The organism is Nonomuraea maheshkhaliensis (assembly GCF_039529435.1).
Taxonomy (GTDB): domain Bacteria; phylum Actinomycetota; class Actinomycetes; order Streptosporangiales; family Streptosporangiaceae; genus Nonomuraea; species Nonomuraea maheshkhaliensis.
In genome coordinates, this window is sequence record NZ_BAAAMU010000016.1 from 121,219 (window position 1) to 133,194 (window position 11,976).

The window sequence follows — 11,976 nt, forward strand, 5'->3', positions numbered from 1 at the left end:
TACGGGGACGACGATCAACACGAACAAGCCTCATATTCATTTGCCCGATATGTCGTTACGCTGCTGGTATGGATGACCGCCAGCGCTACGACAGAGCCACAGCGGCCCTGGAAGCGCCGTTCGCGATCCTCGACCTGGCGGCCATGCGCGCCAACGCCGCCGACCTCGTCCGCCGCGCCGCCGGCAAGCCCATCCGGGTCGCCAGCAAATCCATCCGCAGCCGGGCGGTCCTCGAACGCGTCCTGGCCATGGACGGCTTTCAGGGCATCATGGCCTTCACCCTGCCCGAGGCGCTCTGGCTGGCCGGCCACGGCTTCACCGACATCCTCGTCGCCTACCCCACGGCCGACCGGCACGCCCTCGCCGCCCTGGCCGCCGACCAGGACGCCGCCCGGCGGATCACCGTCACCATCGACTCGGCCGCCCACCTCGACTTCATCGACGCCGCCGTGGCCCACGTGCACTCGCGCGCCGAGCTCAGGACCTGCCTCGACATCGACGCCGGCTACCTCGCCCTCGGCGGACGGTTCAGGGCCGGCGCGCTGCGCTCCCCCGTCCGCGAGCCCGACCAGGCCGCCGACCTGGCCGCCGGCATCGCCAAGCGCCCCGGGTTCCGGCTGGCCGGGCTGATGGCGTACGAGTCGCAGATCGCCGGCCTCGGCGACGACCCGCCGGGCAACGCCGTCTACACCCGCCTCATCCGGCTCATGCAGGCCCGCTCCGCCAGAGAGCTCATCGTCCGGCGCGGACGCATCGTGAACGCCGTACGCCAGTACACCGATCTCGAATTCGTCAACGGCGGCGGCACCGGCTCCGTGGAGCGCACCGTACGCGAGAAGGCCATCACCGAGGTGGCGGCCGGCTCAGGGCTCTTCCACCCCAGGCTGTTCGACTTCTACCGCCGCTTCACCGGCCGCCCGGCCGCCCTCTTCGCCCTGCCCGTGGTCCGCCGGCCCGACATGGAGACGGTGACCGTGCTCGGCGGCGGCTACCCGGCCTCCGGCTCGGCCGGGCCCAGCCGCCTGCCCCAGCCGTACCTGCCCGCCGGCCTGCGCTACGCGCCCGACGAGGGCGCGGGCGAGGTGCAGACCCCGCTCATCGGCCAGGCCGCCGCGGAGCTGCGGATCGGGGACCGGGTGTGGTTCAGGCACGCCAAGGCGGGCGAGCTGTGCGAACGCTTCGACGCGCTCCACCTCGTGGACGGCGACACCCTGGTCGAGACCGTGCCGACGTACCGAGGCGAGGGCCAGACCTTCCTCTGACTCCCGGAGCACGTCGACAGGCCCCGGAGCACGTCAACCGTTCAACGGCCGGCCCCGGGAACGCGTGAACCGCTCAACGGCGATTGCGCCTGCGCCGCCACAGCACGACGGCCGCCCCCACGACCAGCGCCGCGCCCACCGCGATCAGCACAGGACCCATGTCGGGCCGCTCGTCCTCCCAGAGCCGATCCGGCTCCTCCCCGTCGTAGGGCACCGGCCGCGGCGTCACCCCCAGCGCGTCACCCACGGAGGCGACGAAGTTCCCCGCCCTGATCTTGACGTCCGCCACCGTACGCTCGGCGACCCGCTTGGGGCTCACCCGGTCGGCAATGGCGTCGACCGTCTGCGCCAACTCCGCGCGCGTCCGCGCGATCCGCCGCTCCAGCTCGTCGGGATCGGTGTCAGCCATGGCTCTCCTTTCGACCGTACGCGTGCCCGGCGCCGCGTGCCGTGCTGGGCTTCGTCCGTTCTGGTCGTGATCAGTCTGTCAGGTCGGCACGCCGTACGGCACGGCGGCCAGGCCGGTAGGTTGGCGGGAAGAACTCAGGAGGGCCAATTGACAGAAACCAAGCTCGCGCCCGGCGACGCCGCGCCCGAGTTCACGCTACCCACCGCTGACGGCGGCACCGTCTCCCTGGAGACCTACCGCGGCAAGCGGGTGATCCTCTATTTCTACCCCGCCGCGATGACCCCCGGCTGCACCAAGCAGGCCTGCGATTTCCGCGACAGCCTCGACCAGCTCACCGCCGAAGGTTTCGTCGTCCTCGGCGTGTCGAAGGACAAGCCGGCCAAGCTGGCCAAGTTCGCCGAGCGCGACGCGCTGACCTTCCCCCTGCTGTCCGACCCCGACCTCACCGTCCACCAGGCCTACGGCGCGTACGGCACGAAGAAGCTGTACGGCAAGGAGGTCGTGGGCGTCATCCGCTCGACGTTCGTCATCGACGGGGACGGGAAGGTGGAGCAGGCCCTCTACAACGTGAAGGCGACGGGCCACGTGGCCTCGCTCAAGAAGAAGCTCGGCCTCCTCTGACCCGACGGGCCCTCCATTCCCGGAGGGCCTGTCGCCTTTCCTCGGCGCTCGCCTTGTCGCCCCTTGTCATCGCCGTGAAGAAGGTGATGGGCCGTCCCCTTCTGTTTCGAGCGCTAAACTGTCTCAAGCCCGCTGAGGCGGGAGCTGCGCGGGCGTGGCGAAATGGCATACGCGGCAGGTTTAGGTCCTGTTGGTGGAGACACTGTGGGGGTTCGAGTCCCCCCGCCCGCACATCTGTCCACCGGTTCTGTTCCTGTTTCGCCCGGCGAATGCCGGCGTTTGCGAGCGACAGTCGGGGCACAGAAGTCTCAGGTTCTCCCGGCGATTGTCGAGTGGATCGCCATTGACATGATCGACCTCAAGGATGAGCGGTTCTCCTTGCCAGGTGTCGCCGATTCCACACTTCGCGCAGGCCACGGGCACCCCGACGGCACGCAGGGCGCGCCGCAGGACCGCCCCCGGGGTGCGGCCCGCGCCGCGCGGGCGCCGCGTGAGCACGGCCGCCGGGTCCCGGCGGGTCCCGGTCGCCGACGAGCCGGTGAGCCGGCGGTGGAAATGCGCGGTGTCGGTCCCGTGGCGGGCGATGGCGCGCTGGAGCCTGCGCCGGTTCGGCTCCCCGACCGGAAGGCCGAGCCGGCGCATCATGGCCGCCAGCGACCGTGACGCCGCGGCCGCGGCTCTGACGTCGCTCTCGCTCAGCTCGACGCGCCGGTAGCCGTCAGGCGCCGGACCGCCGGCCTCGCGCCGTTGCCGGCGGACGTCTTCCCGGTTCCGCCGGCTCTCGGCCACCCCCAGCCGGCCCAGAAGCTCACGCACGCTCCTGGCTCCGCCTGCCGCCCGTTCGAGAGTGTCGCGGTCGAACTGCGCGCAAAGACTCACGTCGACCCCGGCAGAGTGGGTGAAATGCGATATATCAAGCCCCAGGGCTTTGATGCGACGACTGATATGCGAATGCGCCCCACCACTACGCGGGATCTCAAGGCGATCGAGCACTTCATTGACGCTCGCCGATGCCACCACCGCTGCGGACAGGAGCTCATCGGTGTATTTGGTCGGGCCCGCACGCCGGAAATGCCGGGTGTCGAGGCCGAGATCGGCTATTTCCCGCTTCAGCCCGGCCCGGCGGCCACCCGAGTTCTTCAGTCCGAGCAGTGACACGACCTCGGTGATCGAGCGTGCCTGACGCACGTGACGGGCCAGCTCTTCCGGTGTCGGATCGGGGTTCGGCACCGGCCCATGCTAAAGAGCCCGCCCGACGGATCTCCCGGTTTCAGCCGCGGCTCGGTTTCGAGGGGCTAGTCGTCGTCCTCGTCGAAGCGGGGTGGTGGGGCGACGCAGGAGAACGCGTCGTCCGTGCGGTAGCAGCCCCGGTTCATGCGTTCCGGCATGCGCAGGCCGTCCGGGGCGCGCCAGCGGTTCTCGTGTTCGAGCCACACATCGAACCGGTCGTGGTCGTGGTCGGTGGCCGAGGCGACGGTGAGGCCGCCGAGGAGGCCGCCGGCGATCAGGCCGGCGACGGCCGCGGCGGTGATCTGGGTTCGTCGGCGGCGGAAGAAGCCACCGGAAGGAGAGGGAGGCGGCTCTTCCCAGTGGGAAGCGATCGGCTGGGTGGGCGGGAGGTCGGCGTACGGGCGGTCCGCCTGTTCCCCGTACCTGAGCTGGGCCGGCTCGCGCGGCTCCTGGGTCGGGTCGCGCGGCGCTTCCTCTTCGCCGCGCGACCCGGCGTCTCGATCATGATCCGCCATCACGATCTCCCTTTACTCGCCCGCGAAGGGCGCTCCCGGTAATGAAGGATGCCAAACTCACCGTAAGCCCCATGTAAGGGCAAAGCCATGTAAGACCTGGGTCGTACCCGCACTTCACCCTCCAGGCGGACCAAGGCCGCGCCGGGGCTACATATCGTGATGATGTGTTCGGGAGCGTACGGGCGTGGTCCAGGCGCCACGAGAAGCTGGCGGCCGTCGCCGGTGTGGCCCCTCTGGCGCTGTTGTGCGCCCTGCTGGCGGTGCCGTACGCGCTGAACGGGCCTCCACCAGGCGCCGCTCAGGACGGGAGCCCTTATCTCGGCGTGGCCGGTTACCTGGCCCTGTCGGCGGCGCTGCTGGCGCCGCTGGTGTGGCGGAGCCGGCCGCTGGGCTGCTTCGCCACCGTCTCGCTGATCAGCTTCGGCCAGTGGCTGGCGGGGGTGGATCCGCTGCCCGCCAACCTGGCGGTGCTGGTGGCGCTCTGGGCGGTGGCCTACCGGTGCTCGTTCCGCTGGGCGCTGGCGGCGGGGCTGGTGGCGGAGGTGGGGGTGTTCCTGGCGCTGGTCCACTGGTCGGATCCGACGTTCGGGATGTTCTTCAGCGGTTCTGTCTTCGTGGTGACGGTCTGGCTGACCGGCCTGTACGCCAACACCCGCAGGCGTTACCTGGAGAGCCTGGAGGAACGGGCAGAAAGGGCGGAGCGCGAGCGCGACCAGCAGGCCAGGATGGCCGCCGCGGCCGAGCGGGCCAGGATCGCCAGGGAGCTGCACGACGTCGTGGCCCACAACGTGAGCGTGATCGTGGTGCAGGCCGACGGCGCGGGTTTCGCCATGGACCGCGACATCGAGCAGGCCAGGCTGGCGGTCAAGACCATCTCCAAGACCGGCCGCGCGGCCCTGGCCGAGATGCGCAGGCTGGTGGGGGTGCTGCGGGAGAACGAGACCGCGAGCACCGACTACACCCCGCAGCCGGGTCTGGGCCAGTTGGAGGAACTCGTCCGCGGCTCGGCCGTGCCCGCCCGGCTGAGCGTCGGCGGGGTGCCGGCCGAGCTGCCCGAGGGCCAGCAGCTGGCCGTCTACCGCATCGTCCAGGAGGCGCTGACGAACGCGCTCAAGCACGGCGGCCCCGGCGTCAGGGCCAGCGTGGAGATCGACTACAGCGGTCCCGAGCTGGTCGTGCGGGTGGTGGACGACGGCCGGGGCGCGGCGGCTCCGGTGAGCTCCGACGGGCACGGCCTGATCGGGATGCGCGAGCGGGTCGGCATGTACGGCGGCGCCGTGTCGGCGGGCCCCCGGCAGGGTGGCGGGTTCGAGGTGCTGGCCAGGTTGCCGATGGCGAAGGAGGCGGCGTGATCCGGGTGATGCTGGTGGACGACCAGGAGCTGTTGCGGGCCGGGTTCCGGATGGTGCTGGGCGCGCAGCCGGACATCGAGGTGGTGGCGGAGGCCGCCGACGGCGCCACGGCGCTGGAGATCCTGCGCGGCACCGAGGTGGACGTGGTGCTCATGGACGTACGCATGCCGTCCATGGACGGGCTGGAGGCCACCCGGCGCATCGACGGGCCCAAGGTGCTGATCCTGACCACGTTCGACCTCGACGAGTACGCCTTCGCGGCGGTCAAGGCGGGCGCGGCCGGGTTCCTGCTGAAGGACGTGCCGCCGGACGACCTGGTCAGCGCCATCAGGACGGTGCACGCGGGCGAGTCCGTGGTCTCGCCCAGCACGCTGCGGCGGCTGCTCGACCGCTTCGCCGCGCAGTTGCCCGCCGAGGAGCCGGTGCGTTCGGCGGCCGAGCTGACGCCGCGCGAGCGCGAGGTGCTGCTCATGGTGGCGCGCGGCCTGTCCAACATGGAGATCGCGGGCCGCCTGGAGGTGGCGGAGGCGACGGTGAAGACGCATCTGGGGCGGGTGCTGGCCAAGCTGGGGCTGCGGGATCGGGCGCAGGTGGTGGTGTACGCGTACGAAGCCGGTCTGATCGTGCCCTCCCCTCGGCCGAAGGTCTGACCGGGGTCATCTGCCGGCGCAGCTGAAGTCCCTCCTCAGGGCCCATGAATCACGAAATTTCCACTCTTAGCGTGGGTCGCGTTGAAATTTCGCGTACGAGGAGTGAACGTGACGCTCACCGAGACCCGGCGCCAGGCCCCGCCCGCCGTCGTGGCCACCGATCTGTCCAAGGTGTACGGCTCCGGCGACGCCCGGGTGCACGCCCTGCGCGGCGTGACCGTGTCCTTCGCCACGGGGGCGTTCACCGCCATCATGGGCCCGTCGGGTTCGGGCAAGTCCACGCTGATGCACTGCCTGGCCGGCCTCGACGCCGCCACGTCCGGCACCGTGCGCATCGGCGACGTGGAGCTCAGGGGGCTGACCGACCGGCAGCTCACGCTGCTGCGCAGGGAGCGGATCGGCTTCGTCTTCCAGGCGTTCAACCTGCTGCCCACGCTGACGGCCGAGCAGAACATCCGCCTGCCGCTGGACATCTCCGCCCGCCTGGCCGACCAGACGCTGTTCGACCGGGTCATCGAGACCGTCGGGCTGAAGGACCGGCTCGGACACCGGCCGGGCGAGCTGTCCGGCGGCCAGCAGCAGCGGGTGGCGGTGGCCAGGGCGCTGATCAGCAAGCCCGCGGTGATCTTCGCCGACGAGCCCACCGGGAACCTGGACTCGCGCAGCGGCGCCGAGGTGCTGTCGTTCCTGCGCGCGTCCGTGCGCGAGCTGGGCCAGACCATCGTCATGGTCACGCACGACCCGGTGGCGGCCGCGTACGCCGACCGGGTGGTGTTCCTGCGTGACGGCGAGCTCGTCACCGAGGTCAGCGCGCCGACGCCGCAGTCCGTGCTGGACACCCTCGTCCGGCTGGAGGCGTGACGTGCTGAGGACCGGGCCGGCCGGAGGCATGGGGATCACGCTCGCCGGAGGTGTGCGGTGCTGAGGGCCGCGCTGGCCGGGTTGCGCGCGCACCGGCTGAGGCTGCTGCTCACGTCTCTGGCGATCATGCTCGGGGTGGGCTTCATCGCGGGCACGTTCGTGCTGAACGACACCGCCCAGGCCGGCTTCGCGCAGCGGGTGACGGCCGACGCGGACAAGGTGGACGTGGCCGTGCTGCCGGGGCCGGCCGGAGGCCGGCTGCCGGAGCAGGCGCTGGAACGGATCAGGGCGCTGCCCGGCGTGACGCGGGCCGAGGGTCTGATCCGCGGCAGCGCGCCCGTCCTGGGCAAGGACGGCAAGACGGTGGGCGACGTGCCGACCACCGCCCTGTCGATCGTCACAGGCCCGCTCGACCGCACGAACGTCGTCGCCGGCACCGGCCCGGGCACCGACGACCAGGCCGCCGTGCTGGACGAGAACACCGCCAAGGCCCAGGGCTTCCGCCTCGGCGACACGATCACGGTGCTGGACGGCAAGGAGAACGGGCACCGGTTCCGGCTGGTCGGCCTGATCGACACCGGCGTGGACCAGACACTGGCCTTCACCGGCGCGGTCGGCTTCACCCCGGACGTGGCCCGGCGCATGACCGGCGCGAAGGGGTACGCCGAGATCGACGTCGCGGGCGGCGGGCCCGGTCTGAAGGAGGCGGTGAAGGAGGCGGTGGCCGCCGGCGGCTCGTACCAGGTCAAGACGGGCACGGAGCTGGCCGACGACCTGGCCAGGGCGGCCGGGACGGAGACCGCCATGCTCACGACGGGGCTGCTGCTGTTCGGCGTCGTGGCGATGCTGGTGGCCGCGCTGGTCATCTACAACACCTTCGCCATCCTCGTCGCCCAGCGGACGCGGGAGATGGCGCTGCTGCGCTGCGTCGGAGCCACGCGGGGGCAGGTGTTCGGCTCGATCGTGCTGGAGTCGGCCGTCGTGGGCGCGCTGGCCTCCGCGCTGGGCCTGCTCATCGGGTACGGCCTGGCCGCGGCCACCCTGGCCGTGCTGCGCGCGGTCGACTCCCCGCTGCCTGCGAACGCGGGCATCGCGCTCACGCCGGCCACGATCGCGACCGGCCTGGCCGTCGGCCTGCTGGTCACGGTCGGCGCGGCGCTGCTGCCTGCCAGGTCGGCCACGCGGGTGCCGCCGATCGCCGCGCTGCGCGGCCAGAGCGAGGAGCCGGAGTTCCGCTCAGGTCCGGCGCGCGCCGTGGTGGCCGCGATCCTGCTGCTGGCGGGGCTCGGCACGACCGGAGCAGGCGCGTTCGTGCTCGTGCCCGGGCAGCAGATCACGCTGCTCGTCGGCATGGCGGGGGGCGCGCTGACGTTCCTGGCGGTGCTCGTGCTGGGCCCGGTGCTGGTCAGGCCGCTGAGCGCGCTGGTGGGCTGGATCCCGCGCAGGCTGTTCGGGGTGCCGGGCCGCCTGGCGGTGGACAATTCTGGCCGTAACCCCAAGCGGGCCGCGACCACCATGGTGGCGCTCACGATCGGAGTGACGCTGATGACGCTGATCTCGGTGGTGACCGCCTCCACCCGGCTGACGATGACGGCCAAGCTCGACGAGCAGTTCCCGATGGACTACCTGCTGGCGAGTCAGAAGCGCGACGCGGTCATCCCGCGCTCGGTGGCGGAGGGGCTGCGCGGCAGGCCGGAGCTGGCGTCCGTGACGCAGATCCGCCAGGCCGACGCGACGGTGGCGGGCCGGCACGCGATCGCGGGGACCTTCACGGGGCCCGTCGAGCCGCACGTCGTCTCCGGCTCCCTGAGCGGTCTCGGCCCGGGCCGAGCCGCGCTGGAGGCCAGCTCGGCCGCCCGGCTCGGCGTGCGGGTGGGCGACACGGTGGAGCTGCGGACCGAACGGGCCGGGACGGTGTCGCTGGAGGTGGTCGCGCTGCTCGACGGCGACCAGTCGTCGCTGCCGCCGGTCACGCTCGCTGAACGCTCCTTCGACGCGTACTTCGGCGCGGTGCCCGACTCGCTGGTGATGATCGGCATCAAGGACGGGGTGGCGGCCGAACGGGCCCGCGCGGTGGTGGACGCCGCCGTCGCCGCCTATCCGGCCGTGCGGGTGAGCAGTTCGACGGAGGTACGCGGGCAGTTCGACGAGACCCTCGACATGCTGCTCATGATCATCACGGGGCTGCTCGGGCTGGCGGTCCTGATCTCGCTGCTGGGGATCGCGAACACGCTCTCGCTGTCGGTCCACGAGCGGACGAGGGAGTCGGCCATGCTGCGGGCCCTGGGCCTGACCCGGCCGCAGCTGCGCCGCATGCTGTCGATCGAGGCGCTGGTGCTCGGGCTGGTGGGGGCGCTGGTGGGCGTCGTGCTCGGGGTCGTCTTCGGCTGGGCCGCGATACGGGCGATGCTGGACGGGGCCCTGCTGGATGTGCCGTTCGCGTCGATCGTGCTGCTCGTGGCGCTGTCGGGGGTGGCGGGCGTGCTGGCGGCGGTGCTTCCCGGCCGGCGCGCGGCGCGGGCGTCGATCGTCGCGTCGCTCGCGGCGGGATGAGCCGGACGAAAGGCCCGTAGTCGAATAAAGCAGAAATATCCGGATAGAAGGCACAGAGGAGGCCGGGTGTCTCATGGGGGCGGCGCCCGGCCTCGACGTCACGGAACGTGATGCCGCAACCCCGCAATGCGGCCAGGGAGTCAGGTGAGACCGCGACGTCGGGAAGCGGTCAGGGTTCACGGTGAGCGGGCCCTCTGGTGCGGGTCAGCGGGGAGTGCGGCCCGGCCAGAGCTCGGCCACGGTCTCCGGGTCGAGCAGCGGCCTGGCCACCACCTCGCCCGTCACCCGGTCGATGACCACGCATCCGCCCCCGGCCGTCTCCGGCAGCCTGGCGGGGTCGTCGGGCTCCAGGTCCCGGATCCAGGCCACGTAACCGCCGTCGAACGCGTACACGCCCACAGGCAGCGGCTCATCCCCGACGCGGGCCCCGTTGAAGTACTCCTCGGCCAGCGCCCTGGCCTCCTCCATGGTCATCGTCTCCATGGTCATCGCGGCCGCCCCCCGCGGTCGAGTATCACGCAGAACACCCCGGTCACCGTCCGGTACGGCGGCTCGACCGACATGTGACCCCGCTGCGCGTCGATCCAGATCACCTCGCCGTCGAAGTTGACCGCGTTCCAGGCATGCGAGCCGCCCCCTGGCCAGCGCACCACGATGACCGCGGCGGCTCCGTGGCCCGCGTCCAGCAGCCGCCGTTCGATCATGGGGTACGCGTGCCGCCCCTGGCCCGCGTACTGCAACCGGTGCCCGACCCAACGCTCGATCCTGGCCACGCTGCCCCGCTCCCCGGTCAGCGCGGGCCGGCCGATCCGGTCGTACTCGGGCAGCCGCGGCGCGGCCGTCGCGGGCTCGCCGTGCCAGGTGGACAGCACGGCCAGCGCGCAGTCGGCGGCGTTGGAGGCGCGGAACGGGTCGTCGGCGGGCCCTGAGCCGTTGACCAGGCGCACCCAGGTGCCGCGCGGGTCGGGAAAGCGGGCCCCCGGCCGCAGCGCGTCGGCCAGGTCCCGTTCCACCTGCGGGTCGGGCTCGGCGAGCCCTCCCGGCACTCCGTACGGGCGGCTGCGGGCCAGGCTGGGCGGTCGGTGCGGCAGGTCGAACCAGTCGTCCTCCGGCAACTCCAGGATGTGCGGGCCCGCGCCGCCCTCAGAGCGGCACTCGCGGGGCCCGGAGCGGCGCTCTCCTGGCCTGGAGTGGCGATCCTCGGGCCCGGGGTGGCGATCGCCTGGCCCGGGGTGGCGATCATCGGATGCGGGGTCGTTGTCGTCGGGGACGGGCTCGGCGGCCCGCTCGTAGTCGAGCCACCGCACCCCGTCCGCCACGATCGGGTTGTAGGCCACCCCCGGAAGGGCGCGCGGGACACTCGGCTTGCGCTCGCGGAACACGGCCTGCCTCCTGTCATGCTCGACGAACGATCGTAGAGGCGACACGAGGGCCACGAGGCGAAGTCGGCGAAATCCTCCGCCCCGATCATCCCGCTTACCTGGGCAAACGCGGCAAACCTCAGCCCACTCGGACGGTGACGGCGTGCCAGCCGGTCGCCCCGTCGGGAGCGGGCGGCGCCAGCCGGTCGGTCTGCGTGCGCCCGTGGGCGTCGGTCGCCCGCACCTCCAGCGTGTGCTCCCCCGCCGTCGCGTCCCAGTCGATCGACCACTGCCGCCACGTGTCGGGCCCCGGCACGGCGGCCAGCTTCGCCTGCCGCCACTCCCCCCGGTCCACCCGCACCTCGACGGCGTCCACGCCGGTGTGCTGGGCCCAGGCCACGCCGGCGATCGTGGTGCGACCGGGCTTCAGCGAGTCGCCGTAGGCCGGCACGTCGATGCGCGACTGCGTCTTGATGGGCCCCTTCTCCGACCAGCCCCTGGGCGTCCAGTACGCCTCGTCGGCGTCGAACCTGGTCACCTTGATGTCCACCACCCACTTGGTGGCCGAGACGTATCCGTACAGGCCGGGCACCACCTGGCGCACGGGGAAGCCGTGGTCCACCGGCAGCACCTCGCCGTTCATCGCGACCGCGAACAGCGCGTCGCGGCCGTCCATCACCACGTCGACCGGAGTGCCGCAGGTGAAGCCGTCGGCCGAGGTGGACAGCAGCATGTCGGCGTCGGAACGCAGCCCCGCCTGGCGCAGCACGTCGGCCATCCGAACGCCGAGCCAGCGGGCGTTGCCCACGTAGGGGCCGCCGACCTCGTTGGAGACGCAGGTCAGGGTGACGTCGGCCTCGGTGAGCGGCATCTTCAGCAGGTCGGCGTAGGTGAGCTCGACCGGGCGGTCCACCAGCCCGTGGATGCGCAGGCTCCAGTCGTTCGGATCGACCTGGGGGACGACGAGCGCGGTGTCGACGCGGTAGAAGTCGCTGTTGGGGGTGACGAACGGCGACAGGCCGCGGATGCGCAGGTCCGTGCCCGCGGGGAGGGGCTTGGCGGGGGTGGCGGGCTTGGGCAGCGCCACGCCGACCCGGGCCGCGTCCAGGGCCTGACGCCCGCCGAACTGCCGTCCGAGCAGAGCCGCCGCCCCGGCGACCAC

General features: G+C 72.1%; 13 protein-coding genes, 1 tRNA gene and 1 pseudogene. 9 read left to right on the plus strand and 6 right to left on the minus strand.

The genetic code is table 11. From position 1 onward, the window contains the following. The first annotated feature begins 68 nt into the window (after positions 1–68). Complete coding sequence (locus ABFX54_RS13915) at positions 69–1,262, plus strand: amino acid deaminase/aldolase (protein ID WP_346104799.1); 1,194 nt, start codon at positions 69–71, stop codon at positions 1,260–1,262. A 73-nt stretch (positions 1,263–1,335) separates the two neighbouring features. On the opposite strand, the gene ABFX54_RS13920 is transcribed toward ABFX54_RS13915, so the two are convergent. After that, positions 1,336–1,671, minus strand: coding sequence for a DUF3618 domain-containing protein (locus ABFX54_RS13920; protein WP_346104800.1), 336 nt, complete (start codon positions 1,669–1,671; stop codon positions 1,336–1,338). A gap of 147 nt (positions 1,672–1,818) precedes the next feature. Here ABFX54_RS13920 and bcp point away from each other — a divergent pair, with 147 nt between their 5' ends. Together bcp and ABFX54_RS13930 are read left to right on the plus strand one after the other, a co-directional pair. After that, positions 1,819–2,292, plus strand: a complete 474-nt coding sequence (bcp, locus tag ABFX54_RS13925) for a thioredoxin-dependent thiol peroxidase (protein WP_346104802.1) — start codon at positions 1,819–1,821, stop codon at positions 2,290–2,292. 148 nt (positions 2,293–2,440) lie between these two features. After that, positions 2,441–2,523: transfer RNA gene (locus ABFX54_RS13930), tRNA-Leu, on the plus strand. Between the two features lie 72 nt (positions 2,524–2,595). Here the strand turns inward: ABFX54_RS13930 and ABFX54_RS56925 are convergent. Further along, positions 2,596–2,715: pseudogene (locus ABFX54_RS56925) on the minus strand (HNH endonuclease); the annotation flags it as partial. Between ABFX54_RS56925 and ABFX54_RS13935 the strand changes: the two are divergent. Together ABFX54_RS13935 and ABFX54_RS13940 are read left to right on the plus strand one after the other, a co-directional pair. Further along, positions 2,678–3,007: a hypothetical protein gene (locus tag ABFX54_RS13935; protein WP_346104804.1), complete on the plus strand. Its 330-nt coding sequence runs from the start codon at positions 2,678–2,680 to the stop codon at positions 3,005–3,007. The pseudogene ABFX54_RS56925 and the gene ABFX54_RS13935 overlap by 38 nt on opposite strands. A gap of 188 nt (positions 3,008–3,195) precedes the next feature. After that, complete coding sequence (locus tag ABFX54_RS13940) at positions 3,196–3,447, plus strand: hypothetical protein (protein WP_346104806.1); 252 nt, start codon at positions 3,196–3,198, stop codon at positions 3,445–3,447. A gap of 140 nt (positions 3,448–3,587) precedes the next feature. Here ABFX54_RS13940 and ABFX54_RS13945 read toward each other — a convergent pair whose 3' ends face one another. Then, on the minus strand, positions 3,588–4,037 hold the full coding sequence (locus tag ABFX54_RS13945) for a hypothetical protein (RefSeq protein WP_346104807.1): 450 nt from the start codon (positions 4,035–4,037) through the stop codon (positions 3,588–3,590). A gap of 164 nt (positions 4,038–4,201) precedes the next feature. Between ABFX54_RS13945 and ABFX54_RS13950 the strand changes: the two genes are divergently transcribed. The 4 genes from ABFX54_RS13950 (at position 4,202) to ABFX54_RS13965 (ending at position 9,453) form a co-directional block, all read left to right on the plus strand. Then, a complete protein-coding gene (locus ABFX54_RS13950) occupies positions 4,202–5,389 on the plus strand; it encodes a sensor histidine kinase (RefSeq protein WP_346104809.1) in 1,188 nt (395 codons plus the stop codon). Then, positions 5,386–6,039 (plus strand): response regulator, encoded by a 654-nt coding sequence (locus ABFX54_RS13955; RefSeq protein WP_346104811.1) that lies wholly within the window; start codon positions 5,386–5,388, stop codon positions 6,037–6,039. Before ABFX54_RS13950 ends, ABFX54_RS13955 begins: the two co-directional genes overlap by 4 nt. Positions 6,040–6,147: 108 nt before the next feature. Continuing rightward, complete coding sequence (locus ABFX54_RS13960; RefSeq protein WP_346104813.1) at positions 6,148–6,900, plus strand: ABC transporter ATP-binding protein; 753 nt, start codon at positions 6,148–6,150, stop codon at positions 6,898–6,900. Between the two features lie 57 nt (positions 6,901–6,957). Next, on the plus strand, positions 6,958–9,453 hold the full coding sequence (locus ABFX54_RS13965) for an ABC transporter permease (protein WP_346104815.1): 2,496 nt from the start codon (positions 6,958–6,960) through the stop codon (positions 9,451–9,453). 204 nt (positions 9,454–9,657) lie between these two features. Here ABFX54_RS13965 and ABFX54_RS13970 read toward each other — a convergent pair whose 3' ends face one another. The 3 genes from ABFX54_RS13970 to ABFX54_RS13980 form a co-directional block, all read right to left on the minus strand. Then, positions 9,658–9,942, minus strand: a complete 285-nt coding sequence (locus ABFX54_RS13970) for a hypothetical protein (protein WP_346104817.1) — start codon at positions 9,940–9,942, stop codon at positions 9,658–9,660. Beyond that, positions 9,939–10,835, minus strand: coding sequence for a toxin glutamine deamidase domain-containing protein (locus tag ABFX54_RS13975; protein WP_346104819.1), 897 nt, complete (start codon positions 10,833–10,835; stop codon positions 9,939–9,941). The genes ABFX54_RS13970 and ABFX54_RS13975 overlap by 4 nt, the downstream gene beginning before the upstream one ends. A gap of 118 nt (positions 10,836–10,953) precedes the next feature. Further along, positions 10,954–11,976 (minus strand): molybdopterin-dependent oxidoreductase (locus tag ABFX54_RS13980; protein ID WP_346104821.1); only part of this gene is annotated, 1,023 nt, incomplete at its 5' end.

Coding starts and splice junctions, on each gene's coding strand:
- ABFX54_RS13915 (WP_346104799.1), top strand. CDS start 69: ATGGATGACCGCCAGCGCTACGACAGAGCCACAGCGGCCCTGGAAGCG.
- ABFX54_RS13920 (WP_346104800.1), bottom strand. CDS start 1,671: ATGGCTGACACCGATCCCGACGAGCTGGAGCGGCGGATCGCGCGGACG.
- ABFX54_RS13940 (WP_346104806.1), top strand. CDS start 3,196: ATGCGATATATCAAGCCCCAGGGCTTTGATGCGACGACTGATATGCGA.
- ABFX54_RS13945 (WP_346104807.1), bottom strand. CDS start 4,037: ATGGCGGATCATGATCGAGACGCCGGGTCGCGCGGCGAAGAGGAAGCG.
- ABFX54_RS13970 (WP_346104817.1), bottom strand. CDS start 9,942: ATGACCATGGAGACGATGACCATGGAGGAGGCCAGGGCGCTGGCCGAG.